Genomic DNA, 17,151 nt, shown 5'->3' with positions numbered 1-17,151 from the left:
AAGCGGGATCGGATGAGGGCAGCTGTTCTTGAGGGTCTTGTTCGTCACAACCGAGATGGACGATTTCGTCCGCGTTGGCGGACTCGGCGCCGTTTCCGCTGCACTTCCCAGGGCGCTTCGCCCTCTTGCCGATATCCGGGTCATGTTGCCCGGCTACCGCGACATCATCGAACAACTCACGCATATTCAGATCGTTGGCCGCTGCCCGGCGTTTGCGGAGATGCCGGCCTGCTCGCTCGGCCGTGCTGCGACCAAGGACGGGCTGCCGGTCTATGTGCTGTTGTGCTCACAACTCTACGACCGGCCCGGCAATCCCTATGGCGACGAGTCCGGGCACGACTGGCCGGACAACGACATCCGCTTTGCGCGCTTTGCCTCGGCAGCTGCTGAGCTGGCCATGGGCAAGCTGGACAAGAATTGGGCAGCAGACCTGATCCATGCCAACGACTGGCAGGCCTCGCTCGTGCCGGCCTACCTCGCCTGGCGCGGCGCCAAGCTGCCGTCGATCCTGACCATCCACAACCTCGCCTATCAGGGCCTCTTCCCGAAGGACTCGCTGCGGCGGATCGGCGTCCCCGAGAGCTCCTTCCATATCGACGGCGTCGAGTTCTACGACCAGCTCTCCTTCCTCAAGGCCGGGCTGGTCTATGCCTCGCACCTCACCACCGTCAGCGGCACCTATGCACGCGAGATCACGACGGAGGAATTCGGCTGCGGCCTCGAAGGCCTGCTTCGCGTCCGCTCCGACGCGGCCGAGCTCACCGGCATCCTCAACGGCATCGACGAGAGCTGGGACCCGCGCTCCTGCTCCCAGCTCGCCCAGCAATTCGGCGCCGGCGACTGGGTCGGCAAGAAGGCCAATGCGGATTACGTGCGCAAGCAATTCGGGCTCGCGGTGTCGCGCGGCCCGATGTTCGCGATCGTGGCACGCCTCGTGCACCAGAAGGGTATCGACCTCGTGCTGTCGGCCGCCGACGAGATCATCGATGCCGGCGGGCAGATCGTGGTCACCGGCTCCGGCGAGCCGGCGCTCGAGCAGGCGCTGATCGACGCGCATCGCCGCCGTCCCGACGCGATCGGGGTTACGATCGGCTTCAACGAGGCCCAGGCGCGGCGCATCTTCGCGGGCAGCGATTTCACATTGATGCCGTCGCGCTTCGAACCTTGCGGCCTCAGCCAGATGTACGCCCAGCGCTTCGGCTCGCTGCCGATCGGTCACCAGACCGGCGGCCTCGCCGAGACCATCACCGACGGCGAGACCGGCTTTCTGTTCTCGCAGCCCTCGCGCGCGTCCTTCCTCGGCGGCGTCCGCCGCGCCTTCTCGACCTTCATGGCGCAAGACCAGCTCGACTCCATGCGTCGCAGCGCGATGGGACGATCGTTCTCCTGGAGCATCTCGGCCGGCAGCTACAGCGCGCTGTATCGGAGGCTGGCCTCGGTGTGAGGCTGGAGCGCTTCCTCACACTCCGTCATTGCGAGCGCAGCGAAGCAATCCAGACTGCCTCCGCGGCGGCAGCCTGGATTGCTTCGTCGCAAGGGCTCCTCGCAATGACGGCGGTTGTGGCAGCAGCTGGGAACCTCATCCCTTCCCGCGCACGTCCATTTGCGGCCGACCGATCCAGGCGCGATTGAGACACCGGGTCATCCAGTCGGGCTTCGGCTCGCCCCGCAGCCGCGCCTGCGCTTCCTGGTAGGGACCGACATAGCGCAGCCGGTCCGGCAATCTCGGATAGACGCGGCCGATCCACTTCAGCGCGTTGTCGGCTGCCCTCTTGTCGCGCTCGTCGAGTACAAACCCGAAGCCCGCTCGCAGGCGCTCCGGCAACATCCTCGCGGTGAGCGCGCGATACCATCGCGGTGGCCGCAGCCACGGACGAGCGCCGCCAAGGATCTGCGCGGCGATCTCGCGCGCCGCCGGGCTGACGGTCAGCGTCTCCGACTGCGCCATCGCCGCGGTGTAGGCCGCAAAGCCGGACCAGTCCGCGGGCAAATCGTCCGCCGTCAATCCGAACAAGGCGCCGAACATCCGGCTCTCGCTCCAGTAGCGCTCGCGCTCCTCCGCCGAGAGCGGCGGCAGGACCAGGTCATGCGCCATCACCGCGGTCTCGACCAGCGTCGCATGAACCCAGCGCAGCGACGGAATGTCGTTGGCGCAGTAGCGCGAGCCTGCCGCGAACGGACCGACAGTCTCGGGCATCTCGCCGACGATCATGCTGTGGCGCCGATGCAATTGCCGGGACGACAACTGCGCCCGGTCGAGCGAGCCGAACACCATCGCAAAGACGATATCGAAGGTGCGATGGAAGCGGCCGATCGGATCGGCGAGGGTCCGCGAATGCTCCGCGATAGCGGCAGCGACCCAGGGATGCGCCAGTTGCAACAACAGCGCACGGCCGGCGCCGAGAAAGATGACGGCCTCCCGGTCGATCCGCCATGTCACCGTGTCAGGACCGAACACGCCGGCAACCGGTCCCGCCGCGTCAGCGCGGACCTGATCGAGGGCCAATTCCAGATCGTTCCCGGATACCAACTGCAAGGCCTCTCAAAGGCGGGCGACAACCGACAATCCGCAGGGCCTGTGGCAATTCGATGAAAGCGGACGCGGCCCTACTCCGCCGCCATCGGCATCTCGTCCATATGCTCGTGCAGCACCACGCCGGCGAGCGGATCGAATTCACCGATCCACGGCTTTCGCGCTAGCACCGATTTCGTGTGAGCATAGCCAGCATGCCAGCGCCGCGTAATGCCTGACGGACTGAAGTCGATATCCTTGGTATGGGTCTCGCGCTCGAGCTGCGGCGCCAGCAGCCGCACCACATGCATGCGGGTCGGACAGCCGTAGCTCATCAATTCCCTCACCGCGGCATCGTTGCGCTCGCTCTCGGGCAATCGCGCGGCAAGCTGGTTGATGACGTGGCGCAGGCGATGGGCCTGCTGCTGTCGCACGATCTGGCTCGCGATGCGGCTGGAGTACTGCACGTCCTTATGGCGGTTCAAGACCTCCGCCATCGTGGTCGGCTCGGCGCCGACGGGATTCCACAGATGCACGGAGAAGATCAGCGAATCCCTGCGTGGATTGTCGTCGAATACGGCCTCCGTCGGCGTGTTCGACAGGATGCCGCCGTCCCAATAGAGCTCGCCATCGATGCGCACCGCCGGGAAGGCCGGCGGCAGCGCGCCCGAAGCCATCACATGCTTCACCGTCAGTTCGCCGTCGCGGCTGTCGAAATAGCGCATTTCGCTGGTGCCGACATGAGCCGCACCGACCGTCAGTCGCGGCGCGCAGCGATTGGCCAGATCGAAATCGACCAGCTCGCTCAGCGTCTTCTCCAGCGGCGCGGTCGAATAGAAGCCGGCGTGATCGGCGCCGAGCGGATAGGAATCCCCGGCATGGGCCAGCGCATTGGGGCGGAAGAAACCTGGAATGCCGTGGGTCACGGTCGACCAATAGGCCAGCTTCTCGTTGAAGTCGGGAAACGCGCCACCGAGAGCCCAGACCTGATTCTGCTCCATCCGCTTCCAGAACTCCTTCAGGCGCGCGAGCCTGTTCTCCGGTGCGTTGCCGGCGATCAGGCTCCCGTTGATCGCGCCGATCGAGGTGCCGATGACCCAGTCCGGCTCGATCCCGGCCTCGTGCAGGGCCTGGTAGACGCCCGCCTGATAGGAGCCGAGCGCACCGCCGCCTTGCAGCACCAGCACGACCTGTCCCGGCAGATCGTCAGGCCCGCACACTCCGACATTTTTCTGCATGCTCGTCACACTCCTGCTCCGGAGAGCCTGCCCCGTCGCTTCTACGCAAAATCCTCCGGCATTGTTACGCCCGGCGACCGCCGGCCGTCCAGCGACCATGTCCGGAAAGGGCAGCGCGGAACCAATGGAGCGTTAACGCTTGGCCGGGGCGTCCTGCGGCGGCTCGTCGTCGGCGATGGCGCGCCAAGCCGCGCCGTCGAGATCGTCATACTGGCCGCTCCGCAGCGACCAGAGGAAGGCGAAGAGGCCGGCAAGACCGAGCATCAGTGCCAACGGGACCAGGATCACCAGGATTTCCATCACACGATCTCCCGTGACGCATTGCGCGCCCGCAGCGAATTCAGCATGACCAGGATCGACGACCCGCTCATGGCCGCCGCCGCAATCAGGGGCGTCACGATGCCGCTGATCGCCACCGGCACGGCGAGGACGTTATAGCCGATCGCCAGCCAGAGGTTCTGCCGCATCAGGTGCAGCGCCTTGCGCGCGGAGTCGATCGCGGCGACGACAGGTGCCAGCGGCCGGCCGAGGAAGACCAGATCGGCGGTCGCCTGGCTGAGATGCGCGGCCGAGATCGGCGACATCGAGACATGGGCCGCCGCCAGCGAGGGCGCGTCATTCATGCCGTCGCCGACCATCAGCACTTTGGCGCCGCGCTGCTTCAGTTCCTCGATCCGTGCGATCTTGTCGGCCGGCGTGACGCCGGCGCGCCACTCGGCGATGCCCAGCGCATGCGCCGCCGCGATCACCGCGGGCTCACGGTCGCCGGAGAGGATCTCGATGCCGACATTGCGCGCCTTCAGCGCCGCGATCACGGCCTGCGCGTCCGGCCGCAGGCCCTGACGAACCGAGAGGATGACTTTTTCAGTCCCTTTACTGAAAGCTACGATGGAGGCTTCGGGATCGAGCGTGGCCCCGCCGACCAGCGCTTCGGCGCCGCAGAAGGACGGACGGCCAAGACGGATCTCGACGCCGTCCACCACAGCCCGCACGCCCTGCCCGGCCTCCTCGACCGCACCAACGATCGGCGACCTTGCGCCGGCGGCCTGCGCGACTGCGGCGGCGACCGGGTGATGGCTCGACAGCGCGAGACGGCCGGCGAGTTCGAAGACGTTGGGGGGGATGTCGGCCGCATTCATCACTTCGAGATCGGGCAGCGTCAGTGTGCCGGTCTTGTCGAAGATGACGTGGTCGGCCTCGGCCAGCCGCTCGATGGCGTCGCCTGAATTAAGCAGCACGCCAGCTTTGAACATGGCACCCGAGGCCACCGTCTGCACGGTCGGGATCGCGAGCCCGAGCGCGCAGGGACAGGTGATGATCAGCACGGCCACGCCAGTCACGACCGCATCGTGCCAGCCCGCACCCGCGATGACCCAGCCCAAAATGGTGATCAGCGCGGTCGCATGCACCACCGGCGCGTAGAGCCGCGAGGCGCGATCTGCGAGCCGCATGTAGCGCGAGCGCGCCTGCAGCGCGTTGTCGAGGAGCCGCGTGATCTCGGCGAGCAGCGTCGCCTCCGACGCAGCCGAGACCCGCACCCGCAGCGTGCCGGAGATGTTCATGGAGCCCGCATAGACCGCCGTGCCCCGCTCCGCCGTGACATAGAGCGTCTCGCCGGTGATCAGGCTCTGATCGATCTCGGAACGCCCCTCGATCACCGTGCCGTCGACGGCGCAACGCTCGCCGGGCCGGAGCAGCACGATGTCGCCGGGATGGATCGCCGCGACCGGGACCTGCGAAATCTCGTCGGGACCGACGAATTTTGCGGCCGTCTCTGCTTTCAAGGCGGCGAGATTGCCGGCGACCGCGCGGGTCCGCCGCCGCATGTTCTGGTCGAGGACGCGACCGACCAGGAGAAACGTGAGCAGCATGATCGCCGCGTCGAAATAGGCGTGCTCGGCGTGATGGATGGTCTCGACCACGGACATGCCGAGCGCAAGGCACACCCCGATCGAGATCGGCACGTCCATGTTGGTGGTCTTGGCCGACAGCGCGCGCCAGGCCGAGCGGAAGAACGGCTGGCCGGCATAGGCCGCCGCCGGTAGCGCGATCAGCGCCGACAGCCAATGAAAGAAGTCGCGCTGCTCCGGCAGCATGTCCGAGACGTTGCCCGACCAGACCGGGATCGACAGCATCATCACGTTCATGGTGGCGAACGCGGCGACGCCGAGACAGCGCAGCAGGAAGCGCGATTCCGCCACTTCCGTCGCTTCCGCGCTCTCGGTCTCGTAAGGATAGGCCTTGTAGCCGAGTTCCGCGAGCCGATCGATGAAGCTGATAGGGTCGAGCGTGCCCTGCTTCCATTCCAACGCGACGCGGCGGTCGGTGAGATTCACACGCGCCAGCGTGACGTCGGGGATGGCGGAGAGGCCGCGCTCGATCTTGGCCATGCAGCCGGCGCAGTGAACCCCCTCGACCGCGAGATCGATGTGCTTGATACCCTCGCCCGCGATCCGGACGTAATGCGAAAAATCCCGCGTGACATGCATGACGGATTCCCTCAGTTCAGGATCACGCGGTTGCGCGACATGAACACGCGTGTTCCGCGCGCCTCGCCTTCGATCACGAGATCCCACTGCCCCGGCGCGACCGAGGTGGCATTGCCGCGATAGATGCCGATGCCGGCCTCCGAGAGTGTGACCTGGAGATCGGCGCGCTTGTCGGTCGGCCGCTCCAGGCGGCCGCCGAATTTCAACCCGCTCATCGGCTGGCCCTTCGCATCGCGGGCGTCGACCTGGAGCGTGGCGGCGCCATCGGCGCGGCGCTCGATATGGGCGCTGACCTGCCATTTGCGCGCAGCCTGGTCCTGCGCTGCCGAGATCTCGCGGTCATAGGTGAGGCCTGCGGCATAGGGGCTGTCGACGTCGGTGCCGGGCAGCGTCGCGATCGCGAGCTTCATCATGGTCACGTTGACACCGATCACGAGCCCGAAGAAGGCGACCAGCATCAGGAACACTTTTGTTCCGGTCAGCGGCTTGGTGGCCATGGCGGTCTCCTGATCCTAGGGCGAGACGAAATTGTCGGTGGCGGTGGCGACCTCGCCGAGCCCGATGTCGGTGACGTGGAAACGAACGGGAACCGACTTCTCCGGATTGCTCTCCGCCGGTGCGGTGACCAGCAGGCGCAGCTCGCTGGTGGAGTCACGCGGGATCACGATCATCGGCCGGTCGGGCGTCACGGAATCGATGCCGACGACATGCGTGGTCAGGTTGGCCGGACCGTTGGCGTCGATCGCGATGACGCGGTCGTAGCCGCTCTTGTTCAGCAGCCGAACCGTATAGGCATTGCGGATCGAGCCGTCGCTGAGCTTGACCGCGACGGGATTACGGTCGTGCAACACGTTGACGTCGAGCAGGCTGCGGGTCGCGAGCGTGTAGATCATGATGCCGCCGACCGCCGCGATGATCGCGCTGTAGGCGACGGTGCGGGCCCGGACGATGCGGTAGACCGGCGCCTTGCCTTCCTGGCGGCGCTGGATGTTGATGTCGTTGTCGTAGCCGATCAGCCGCTTCGGCCGGCCGATCTTGGTCATGACGTTGTCGCAGGCATCGATGCAGAGCCCGCACTGGATGCATTCGAGCTGCGGCCCGTTGCGGATGTCGATGCCGGTCGGGCAGACCGCGACGCATTGATAGCAGTCGACGCAGTCGCCGACATGCTCGCCAAGCGCGCGCAGCTCGATCGCCTTCTTCACCGAGGTGCGCTTCTCGCCGCGGTCGTAGCGGTAGGTGACGTTGAGCGCCCATTCGTCGGTGAGCGCGGCCTGGATGCGCGGCCACGGGCACATATAGGTGCAGACCTGCTCGCGCATGTAGCCGGCGAGCACATAGGTCGTCGCCGTCAGGATGCCGATCCAGATATAGGCGATCATCGGCGCCTGGAAGGTGAGGAGCTCCTTCACCAGCGTCGGCGCGTCGTTGAAATAGAGCACCCAGGCGCCGCCGGTCCACCAGGCGATCAGAAGCCAGATCGAATGCTTGAGTGCGATCTCGGAGACGCGCTTCAGCGTCAGGCCGGACGACTTGTCTTTCTTCATCCGCTCGCGGCGATCGCCTTCGACGAACCTCTCGACGGCGTAGAACAGATCGGTCCACACCGTCTGCGGGCAGAGATAGCCGCACCAGATTCGGCCGCCGACCGAGTTCATCAGGAACAGCGCCACCGCGGCGACGATCAGCAGTCCGGTGAAGTAGTAGACCTCCTGCGGCCACAGCTCGATGAAGAAGAAGTAGAAGCGGCTGTTGGGAAGATCGATCAGCACCGCCTGGCTGGGAGCGCCGAGGCCGCGGTTCCAGCGCACGAACGGCAGGAAGTAGTAGACGCCGAGGCAGAACGCCATCAGGCCCCATTTGATCCGGCGGAACGTGCCGGAGACGCTCTGGGGATACACCTTCTTCTGGGCTACGTAGAGCGGCCCGTCGTCATCGTTCGATGTGAGGTCGTTCGGGTTCGCGGTCTTGTTCATCGCCAGGAAGCTTCTCGAAAAGGTGCGATTAAACCTAGACCCGACGCGAGCGCGTCAGTTGATCCAGCGCAAGCGGGGGCACTTTATGTTCGCCCCCACATGTCGCGAGCAGGCTATTTTCCGCCGCCCAGCGAGTGGACGTAGACCGCCATCGCCTTGATGGTGGCGGGGTCGAGCCGTCCTTCCCAGGCCGGCATCACGCCGGCGCGGCCCTGGCTGATGGTGTCGATCAGGCTCGCTTCGTCCGAGCCGTAGAGCCAGATCTTGTCGGTCAGGTTCGGGGCGCCCATCTCCGGGTTGCCCTTGCCGCCGTCCCCGTGGCAGGCGACGCAATTCTCCGCAAAAATCTTCTCGCCCTTGGCGGCATCAAAGCCGTTGCGGGTCGAGAGGCCCGACAGCGACCGCACGTAATTGGCGACCGTGACGATCTCGTCGCCCTTCAGCACGCCGTCCTTGCCGAAGGCGAGCATCTGCCCTTCATGCGCCTTGGCATGGCCGGAGCGCGCGCCGAACCGGATGGTCTGCATGATCTGGTCGAGCGTGCCGCCCCACAGCCAGTCGTCGTCGTTCAGGTTCGGAAAGCCCTTGGCGCCGGCGCCGCCCGAGCCGTGGCACGGCGCGCAATTGTCGCCGAACACGGTCTTGCCCTTGGCCCGCGCCAGCGCCAGCAAGGCCGGGTCCTTCTCGATGTCGGCGAGCGAAGCCGCGCCCAACGCCGCCATCTTGTCACCCCGGATCTTCTCGAGGTTGGCGAGCTCGACCGCGACGTCGGCGCGCGATGAATAGCCGAACAGGCCGGTGGTATTGCTGGAGATCAGCGGCCAGGCCGGATAGACGATCCAGTAGCCGATCGCCCAGACGATGGTGAGGTAGAATGAGATCACCCACCAGCGCGGCAGCGGCGTGTTGAGCTCCTTGATGCCGTCCCACTCATGTCCGGTCGTGGACTTGCCGGTGACGGAATCGATGTCGCCATGATGATCGGTCATGATCTCTTACTCCTCCCGCAACGGCAGGCGTGCCGCTTCGTCGAAAGCGGCCTTGTTGCGGGGCCATAATGCGTAGGCGATGATCGCGAGAAAGATCGCGACGAAGACCGGCGTCCAGATCGTGGTCACGAGACCAGACGCGAGATTGTCGAGTGTCAGGATGGCTTTCATCGTTGATGCCTTCTCAGCGAAGATTGGCTTTCTCGTTGTAGAGCTTGAAGTCGACCAGCGTGCCCAGCATCTGCAGATACGCGATCAGCGCATCCATCTCGGTCGGCGTGCCGGCCTTGCCGTCGAAATTGCGCACGACGGCCTTGGCGTAACGCTTGGTGAAGGCATCGCTTCCGGCATTGTCCGGATCGGCCTGGGCTTTCAGATCGGCGCCCGCGTTGGCGATCTGGTCGTCGGTGTAGGGCGTGCCGACGGCCTTGAGCGTCTTCATGTGGTCGGCGATCGTATCGGGATCGACCTCGGTCTGGCTCAGGAACGGATAGCCCGGCATCACCGACTGCGGCACGATCGCGCGCGGGTTGGTCAGATGGGTGACGTGCCAGTCGTCGGAATATTTGGCGCCGACGCGGGCGAGATCGGGACCGGTGCGCTTCGAGCCCCACTGGAACGGGTGGTCGTACATGCTCTCGGCGGCGAGCGAGAAGTGGCCGTAGCGCTCGACCTCGTCGCGCAAGGGGCGGATCATCTGCGAATGGCAGAGATAGCAGCCTTCGCGGACATAGACGTTGCGGCCCGCGAGCTCCAGCGGCGTGTAGGGCCTGACGCCGTCGACCGCCTCGATCGTGCTCTTGAGGTAGAACAGCGGCGTGATCTCGACGAGACCACCGATCGCGATCACCAGCAGAATGCCGACGATCAGGACGATCGAGTTCTTTTCGAAGATTTGGTGGCGTGTCCAGAACGACATGGAAGGCTCCTCATTCCGCCGGCTGAAGCGCGACGGGCATCTGGACTTCCTGTTCGCCGACGCGAACGGTCATCCAGAGATTGTAGGCCATGATCAGCGCGCCGATCAGGAACAGCCCACCGCCGGCGGCGCGGATGATGTAGAACGGATGCATCGCCTCGACGCTCTCGATGAAGGAATATTCGAGGAAGCCGAGCGAGGTGTAGGCGCGCCACATCAGGCCCTGCAGGATGCCGGACACCCACATCGCCGAGATGTAGAGAACGATCCCCAGCGTCGCGATCCAGAAGTGCCAGTTGACGAGCTTCAGGCTGTAGAGGCCCTTGCGATTCCACACCCACGGCACCATGCAGTAGAGCGCGCCGAAGGAGACGAAGCCGACCCAGCCGAGCGCGCCGGAATGCACGTGGCCGATGGTCCAGTCGGTGTAGTGGCTGAGCGAGTTCACCACCTTGATCGACATCATCGGGCCTTCGAAGGTCGACATGCCGTAGAAGGCGACGGAGACCACGAGCATGCGCAGCACGGGATCGGTGCGGAGCTTGTCCCAGGCGCCGGACAGCGTCATCAGGCCGTTGATCATGCCGCCCCAGGAGGGCATCCACAGCATGATCGAGAAGGTCATGCCGAGCGTCTGCGTCCAGTCGGGCAGCGCCGTGTAGTGCAGATGGTGCGGGCCGGCCCAGATGTAGAGGAAGATCAGCGCCCAGAAGTGGATGATCGACAGCCGGTAGGAATAGATCGGCCGCTCCGCGCGCTTCGGGATGAAGTAGTACATGATGGCGAGGAAGCCGGCGGTCAGGAAGAAGCCGACCGCGTTGTGGCCGTACCACCACTGGAACATGGCGTCCTGGATGCCACCCCAGGCGACGTAGGATTTTGAGCCGAACACCGAGACCGGCAGCGCGGGATTGTTGCCGAGATGCAGGACCGCGATCGTCACGATGAAGGCGAGATAGAACCAGTTCGCGACGAAGATGTGCGGCTCCTTGCGCTTGATGATCGTGGCAAGGAACACCAGCAGATAGGCGACCCAGACGATGGTGAGCCAGAGGTCGGCATACCATTCCGGCTCGGCATATTCCTTCGACTGGGTGACACCGAGCAGATAGCCGGTGCCGGCGATCAGGATGAAGAAGTTGTAGCCGATCACGACGAACCAGGGCGCGAGATCGCCCGCAAGGCGCACGCGGCAGGACTTCTGCACGACATAGAGCGACGTGCCGATCAGCACGTTGCCGCCGAAGGCGAAGATCACCGCGGAGGTGTGCAGCGGACGCAGCCGGCCGAAGCTGGTCCAGGGCAGATCGAAGTTCAGCGCGGGCCACGCCAGCTGCGAGGCGATGATGAGGCCGACGAGGAAGCCGGCAATGCCCCAGAACATCGCCATGACCGCGGTGAACTTGACCGGGCCCATGTTGTAGTTGGGGCGGCCGTTGATCTCCGCGGGCGGCAACTCCGCCGGGCGGTCGAAGTAGCGGTTGACGATGCCAAAGACCACAGCCACGCTCGCCGCCGCGCTGAGCGCGGCGTGGAAAGCGAACGGCGCGTCGAGCGCCTTGGCCGCGGCGATCACGCAGAGGAAGGCGGTGACCGCGAACACGACAGCCAGGCCGCTTTCACCTGCTGTCATCGATTTGGAGATGGAGGGCTGGGGCATCGCGGATTCTCTCTCGAAAGAACACGCCGCCAGAAACCACATTCACCCTCGCGGGGAATTGATTGAAATCAAGGTGTGCGTTTGAGTTCTAACTATCGGGCGGCCATTTTCCGGGAGGGGCCGTATTTCTGCGGAGCCGCCAGTTAAAGTGCCCTCTCCCCTTGCGGGAGAGGGCAGCGCGGACAGTGCGGCAGACTCACTAGGGTGAGGGGTATGCCTCTCCGAGTTCAGAATCGTAGGGTGGGCAAAGGCGCACTTGCGCCGTGCCCACGCTCTATTCAACACCGCGACTGAATGGTGGGCACGCTTCGCTTTGCCCACCCTACAAGAAAGGAGTCACTCCCTTGCCGTCGCCTTGAGCGCCTTGATGACGTCCTCGCGGGCGATGATTCCGACCAGCTTCTCGGCGCCGTCGAGCACGATGATGCTCCTGATGCGGTGCTCGACCATGACCTGGAGCACGCGCGTCAGCCGCGTGTCGGGGCTGACATAGATGAACTCGGGCGTCATGACGTCGCCGATCCTGCGGCTCATCAGGTCGTGATAGCGCGGCAGCATCTGGTTCGGCGAGAACGCGAAGCATTTCAGGATGTCGAACTTGGTGACGATGCCGACCACCTGCCCGTCGTCCTCGACCGGATAGGAGTTGAAATCATCACGCTCGAACATCTCGCTGAGCGCGAGCAGGTCGTGGTCGCGCCGCACCGTCGTGACGTTGCGCGTCATGTAGCTGTCGACGATCTCTTCAAGAAATTTATACACAGCGCGTCCTCCGATTTTCGTTTTGGCCCGCCCGCCGTCAGTGCGACAGCAGCACGCTGCGGGCGGATTGCGTGACCAGATATTCGGTGACGCCGCCGAGGATCAGCTCGCGAAAGCGCGAATGCCCATAGGCGCCCGCCACGATCAGGCCGGCGCCGAGGTCGCCAGCGACCTGCTCCAACTGCGCGGCAGCGGTTGCGTTCCGCACGACCTCCGAGACGCGTGCGCTCGCGGTGACGCCGTGACGGGCGAGCCAGGCGGCAACGTCGGTGACGCCGGCCATCACCGCCGAACGGTCGTCATCGCGCTCCGGGATTTCGACGATGGTGACGTCCCTCGCCTTGCGCAGCATCGGCAGCGCATCCGCTACCGCGCGCCGCGCCTCCGGCGTGTCCTTCCAGGCCACCAGCACGCTGCGCAGATCGAGCCAGTTGACCTTGTCGGGAACGACGAGAAGCGGGCGGCCGGCCTGCATCACCAGGTCCTTGGGGCTCGCGAGCGCGAACGCATCGGAGAAGGCCGGGCTGTGGCCGCCGCTGACGATGATATCGGCACATCGTGCCTGCGCCAGCACAAAACGGGTCGGAAAATCCATGGCGCCGCGCCACTCCACGCGGCCGCCGCGCGCTTTGGTGGCGGCGCGGAACTGCGCCTCCAGATCAGCAAGGCGCTTCCTGATGGAGGCTTCCTCCTGATCGATCAGGCTCTGGGCTTCAGCGCCGTCGGTGAAATAGAGCGGCGGCGCGAATTGCCCTGCGGCAACCCCGATAATGGCCGCCTCGAATCGCTCGGCGAGCTCACCCGCGACCTGAAGGCGCGCCTCGTTGGACTGATCGAGCGCCAGACTGACCATCACGGTCGCGTAAGTCATTGGGATTCTCCGCACAGGCAATGAACTGACGCGAAATCTAGCCTCGCCGTGACGAGGCAGGATGAGGTAGATCAAATCGCCGGATGCGGCCTTGAGCGAAATCCGCCAATGGAATCAGACATCCGAACTTGCCTCGGGCCGGTCCATGGGCGAAATTGCGGTCATGTTCGCGGCACTACGCCCGCCGCGTGAAGATGGGAGTCATCGATTGTCGCCGACCCGCGTAACGCATCCGCCAGACGACAGTCGCGGCGAGCATTTCCGGGTCCGGATCGAGGGATTCGGCGTCGGCACCTGGGATCTCGACCTCACCACGCGCGAACTGGAGTGGTCGGAAACCGCGAGGATGCTGCTCGGCATCGAGCGGGGCCAGCCGGCGAGCTACGACCTCTTCCTGTCGCGCCTCGAGCCCGGCGACCGCGCGCGCGTCGAGAACGCGATCAAGCAGGTCTCCGAGCATGGCGGCGGCTTCGACGTCTCCTTCAGGATTTCCGCCAATTCCGGCCGCGGCAAATGGATCAGGGCCCGCGCCGGCTTGATCCGGGACGATTCCGGCTGCGCCCGCCATCTCAGCGGCATCTTCCTCGACATCGACGAGGAGAAGCAGGTCGAGGAAGCCCTGCGCACGCGCGAGACCCACCTCCGCTCGATCCTTCACACCATTCCCGACGCCATGATCGTCATCGACGGCCGCGGCATCATGCAACTGTTCAGCACCGCCGCCGAGCGCCTGTTCGGCTGGTCCGAGCAGGAGGCGATCGGCCAGAACGTCAGCATCCTGATGCCGGAGCCCGACCGCACCCGCCACGACAGCTACATCGCGCGCTATCGCAGCACCAACGACCCGCACATCATCGGCATCGGCCGCATCGTGACCGGCAAGCGCCGCGACGGCACGACCTTTCCGATGCACCTCTCGATCGGCGAGATGCAGTCCGGCGGCGAGCCCTATTTCACCGGCTTCGTCCGCGACCTCACCGAGCACCAGCAGACCCAGGCGCGGCTCCAGGAATTGCAGTCCGAGCTCGTCCACGTGTCGCGGCTGACCGCGATGGGCGAGATGGCCTCGGCGCTTGCCCACGAGATCAACCAGCCGCTGGCGGCGATCAGCAATTACATGAAGGGGTCGCGGCGGCTGCTGGCCGGCAGCACCGATCCCAACACGCCAAAGATCGAAAGTGCGATGGATCGCGCCGCGGAGCAGGCCTTGCGCGCCGGCCAGATCATCCGCCGCCTGCGCGACTTCGTCTCCCGCGGCGAGTCCGAGAAGCGGGTCGAGAGCCTGTCCAAGCTGATCGAGGAAGCCGGCGCGCTCGGACTTGCCGGCGCGCGCGAGCAGAACGTGCAGCTCCGCTTCAGCCTCAATCCCGACGCCGATCTCGTGCTCGCCGACCGCGTACAGATCCAGCAGGTGCTGGTCAATCTGTTCCGCAACGCGCTGGAAGCGATGGCGCAATCGCCTCAGCGCGAGCTCGTAGTCGCCAACACCCGCGTCGGTGACGACATGATCGAGGTCGAGGTGTCCGACACTGGCTCCGGCTTCCAGGGCGACGTCATTCCCAACCTGTTCCAGACTTTCTTCACCACCAAGGAAACCGGCATGGGCGTGGGACTCTCCATCAGCCGCTCGATCATCGAGGCTCACGGCGGACGCATGTGGGCCGAGAGCAACCCATCAGGCGGCGCGACATTCCGCTTCACTCTCCCGGCAGCCGATGAGAATTGATCCATGACGACCAAGGGACATGTCTACGTCATCGATGACGACGAGGCGATGCGGGACTCGCTGAACTTCCTGCTGGATTCCTCCGGCTTCGGCGTCACCCTGTTTGACGATGCGCAAGCCTTCCTCGATGTCCTGCCCGGCCTCGCCTTCGGCTGCGTCGTCTCGGACGTGCGCATGCCTGGAATCGACGGGATCGAGCTGTTGAAGCGGATGAAGGCGCAGCAGAGCCCGTTCCCGATCCTGATCATGACCGGTCATGGCGACGTGCCGCTCGCGGTCGAGGCGATGAAGTTGGGGGCGGTCGACTTTCTCGAGAAACCATTCGAGGACGACCGCCTCACCACCATGATCGAGACGGCGATCCGCCAGGCCGAGCCGGCGGCGAAGAACGAGGCGATCTCGCAGGACATCGCCGCCCGCGTCGCCTCCCTCAGCCCGCGCGAGCGCCAGGTGATGGAAGGGCTGATCGCGGGCCTCTCCAACAAGCTGATCGCCCGTGAATACGACATCAGCCCCCGCACCATCGAGGTCTACCGGGCCAACGTCATGACCAAGATGCAGGCCAACAGCCTCTCGGAGCTGGTCCGGCTGGCGATGCGCGCCGGGATGCTGAAGGATTGAGGCAAATCGGATTGAGGCAGGTCAAAATCATTCTGCCGGGCCGTGCTAGCCAGATGGGATGATCGAGATCGGCTCGCACCATCAGCGGCTTCCAATGACGTCATCCGCAAAGCCCACCGTCTACGTGGTCGACGATGATGCCGCTGTGCTGGGATCCCTGCAATTCCTGCTGGAAACCGACGGCTTTGCCGTGCGGACCTTCAGGAATGCCACGGCCCTGCTGAATGCCAGCGGCGCGCAGGGGGCGGACTGCTACGTGATCGACTACAAGATGCCCGACATCAACGGCATCGAGCTGGCCGGCCGATTGCGCCAGTCCGACGAGGGCACGCCCGTGATCCTGATCACCGGCTATCCCGACGGGAATATCTCGGCCCGGGCGGCAGCCGCAGGCGTCAAGGACGTGATTTTGAAGCCGCTTCTCGACGAAACCCTGGTCAAGTCCATCCGCCACGCCATCCAGGGCGGCCGCGGCAACTAGGGATGTTTCGTAGCCCGGATGGAGCGCAGCGCAATCCGGGATGACAAGCCACAGCGGCCCCGGATTTCGCTTCGCTCCATCCGGGCTACGCGTTCCCGTGACCTAAGGGATTCTACGTAAGGGCCCCCCCTTAAGATATCTCGCGAAATTTTCGAAGCGCGCGAACCCGCGTACCAAAGCGTCATCACAACGGAGATGGCGCAGATGCTGACCGAGACCCTCAACACCCAGGCGATCAACACGCAAGTTCGTGGCAAGATTGCTCCTGCCCATCCCGTCTCCGACCAGTTCGGCGCGATCGCCGGCCAAGTCGGCCTCGTCGCCACGGAGTTCTCCTACCGCAAGGACGAGGAAATCTACGGCGAGGACGAGCCGGCCGAATATGTCTACCAGGTCATCACCGGCGCGGTGCGCAGCTACAAGCTGCTCTCCGACGGCCGCCGCCAGATCGGCTCCTTCCATCTCCCCGGTGACGTGTTCGGCCTTGAATCCGGTCCCAGCCACCGCCTCGCCGCTGAAGCCATCATCGACACAACCGTGCGCCTGGTGAAGCGCGCGAGCCTGGAGAAGGCCGCCGGCACCGACGTGCAGGTCGCCCGCAAGCTCTGGGCCATGACCGCCGGCGAACTACGTCACGCCGAAGACCACATGCTGCTGCTGGGACGCAAGACTGCGATGGAGCGCGTCGCAACCTTCCTGCTCGAGATGGACCGCCGCCTTGCGGTAGCCGGCATGATGGCACTGCCGATGTGCCGCCGCGACATCGGCGACTATCTCGGCCTGACGCTGGAGACCGTGTCGCGCGCGCTGTCGCAGCTTCACGCCCAAGGCATTTTGGGATTTTCCGGCGCCCGCCAGATCGTGCTGCGCAACCGTCAGCGCCTGCACAATCTCGACGCCTGATCGC

Annotated in this window: 17 protein-coding genes; 5 read left to right on the top strand and 12 right to left on the bottom strand. The window is 65.1% G+C overall.

The features are described 5' to 3' along the window. Nucleotides 1-28: 28 nt before the first annotated feature. Complete coding sequence (glgA, locus tag AC5ZFO_RS19800) at nt 29-1,444, top strand: glycogen synthase GlgA (protein ID WP_282522766.1); 1,416 nt, start codon at nt 29-31, stop codon at nt 1,442-1,444. A gap of 135 nt (nt 1,445-1,579) precedes the next feature. On the opposite strand, the gene AC5ZFO_RS19795 is transcribed toward glgA, so the two are convergent. The 12 genes from AC5ZFO_RS19795 to AC5ZFO_RS19740 form a co-directional block, all read right to left on the bottom strand. After that, complete coding sequence (locus AC5ZFO_RS19795; protein WP_282522838.1) at nt 1,580-2,530, bottom strand: oxygenase MpaB family protein; 951 nt, start codon at nt 2,528-2,530, stop codon at nt 1,580-1,582. A 77-nt stretch (nt 2,531-2,607) separates the two neighbouring features. After that, nucleotides 2,608-3,750: a patatin-like phospholipase family protein gene (locus AC5ZFO_RS19790; RefSeq protein WP_282522765.1), complete on the bottom strand. Its 1,143-nt coding sequence runs from the start codon at nt 3,748-3,750 to the stop codon at nt 2,608-2,610. A gap of 132 nt (nt 3,751-3,882) precedes the next feature. Next, a complete protein-coding gene (gene ccoS / locus AC5ZFO_RS19785) occupies nt 3,883-4,050 on the bottom strand; it encodes a cbb3-type cytochrome oxidase assembly protein CcoS (protein ID WP_282522764.1) in 168 nt (55 codons plus the stop codon). Further along, complete coding sequence (locus AC5ZFO_RS19780) at nt 4,050-6,239, bottom strand: cation-translocating P-type ATPase (RefSeq protein WP_282522763.1); 2,190 nt, start codon at nt 6,237-6,239, stop codon at nt 4,050-4,052. The genes ccoS and AC5ZFO_RS19780 overlap by 1 nt, the downstream gene beginning before the upstream one ends. Before the next feature lie 11 nt (nt 6,240-6,250). After that, nucleotides 6,251-6,736 (bottom strand): FixH family protein, encoded by a 486-nt coding sequence (locus AC5ZFO_RS19775; protein WP_282522762.1) that lies wholly within the window; start codon nt 6,734-6,736, stop codon nt 6,251-6,253. 15 nt (nt 6,737-6,751) lie between these two features. Continuing rightward, entirely contained in the window at nt 6,752-8,215 is a 1,464-nt protein-coding gene (gene ccoG, locus AC5ZFO_RS19770; protein WP_282522761.1) for a cytochrome c oxidase accessory protein CcoG, read from the bottom strand. 113 nt (nt 8,216-8,328) lie between these two features. Next, entirely contained in the window at nt 8,329-9,204 is an 876-nt protein-coding gene (ccoP, locus tag AC5ZFO_RS19765) for a cytochrome-c oxidase, cbb3-type subunit III (protein WP_282522760.1), read from the bottom strand. A 6-nt stretch (nt 9,205-9,210) separates the two neighbouring features. Beyond that, the gene (locus AC5ZFO_RS19760; protein WP_014497064.1) at nt 9,211-9,375 is read right to left on the bottom strand and encodes a CcoQ/FixQ family Cbb3-type cytochrome c oxidase assembly chaperone; all 165 of its coding nucleotides are present in this window, start codon (nt 9,373-9,375) and stop codon (nt 9,211-9,213) included. Nucleotides 9,376-9,388: 13 nt separating this feature from the next. Continuing rightward, nucleotides 9,389-10,123 carry a cytochrome-c oxidase, cbb3-type subunit II gene (gene ccoO, locus AC5ZFO_RS19755; RefSeq protein ID WP_282522759.1) on the bottom strand — a complete coding sequence of 245 codons (735 nt, stop codon included), beginning with the start codon at nt 10,121-10,123 and terminating at the stop codon, nt 9,389-9,391. Nucleotides 10,124-10,133: 10 nt separating this feature from the next. Then, nucleotides 10,134-11,783, bottom strand: coding sequence for a cytochrome-c oxidase, cbb3-type subunit I (gene ccoN / locus AC5ZFO_RS19750; protein ID WP_282522758.1), 1,650 nt, complete (start codon nt 11,781-11,783; stop codon nt 10,134-10,136). 336 nt (nt 11,784-12,119) lie between these two features. Continuing rightward, nucleotides 12,120-12,545 (bottom strand): CBS domain-containing protein, encoded by a 426-nt coding sequence (locus tag AC5ZFO_RS19745; RefSeq protein ID WP_282522757.1) that lies wholly within the window; start codon nt 12,543-12,545, stop codon nt 12,120-12,122. A 37-nt stretch (nt 12,546-12,582) separates the two neighbouring features. Beyond that, nucleotides 12,583-13,416 carry a universal stress protein gene (locus AC5ZFO_RS19740; RefSeq protein WP_282522756.1) on the bottom strand — a complete coding sequence of 278 codons (834 nt, stop codon included), beginning with the start codon at nt 13,414-13,416 and terminating at the stop codon, nt 12,583-12,585. Nucleotides 13,417-13,624: 208 nt separating this feature from the next. On the opposite strand from AC5ZFO_RS19740, the gene fixL reads away from it, so the two are divergent. The 4 genes from fixL (at nt 13,625) to AC5ZFO_RS19720 (ending at nt 17,147) form a co-directional block, all read left to right on the top strand. Beyond that, the gene (fixL, locus tag AC5ZFO_RS19735; RefSeq protein WP_282522755.1) at nt 13,625-15,142 is read left to right on the top strand and encodes a sensor protein FixL; all 1,518 of its coding nucleotides are present in this window, start codon (nt 13,625-13,627) and stop codon (nt 15,140-15,142) included. Nucleotides 15,143-15,145: 3 nt separating this feature from the next. Beyond that, on the top strand, nt 15,146-15,763 hold the full coding sequence (fixJ, locus tag AC5ZFO_RS19730; protein WP_028150099.1) for a response regulator FixJ: 618 nt from the start codon (nt 15,146-15,148) through the stop codon (nt 15,761-15,763). 58 nt (nt 15,764-15,821) lie between these two features. After that, a complete protein-coding gene (locus AC5ZFO_RS19725) occupies nt 15,822-16,244 on the top strand; it encodes a response regulator (protein ID WP_282522754.1) in 423 nt (140 codons plus the stop codon). A 204-nt stretch (nt 16,245-16,448) separates the two neighbouring features. Beyond that, nucleotides 16,449-17,147, top strand: coding sequence for a helix-turn-helix domain-containing protein (locus AC5ZFO_RS19720; protein ID WP_282522753.1), 699 nt, complete (start codon nt 16,449-16,451; stop codon nt 17,145-17,147). Nucleotides 17,148-17,151 lie beyond the last annotated feature (4 nt).

The sequence above is a fragment of the Bradyrhizobium sp. Unk1 genome, from assembly GCF_059512345.1.
Note: the sequence above shows the minus strand (reverse complement) of the source record. Positions and strands in the feature narration are given on the sequence as shown.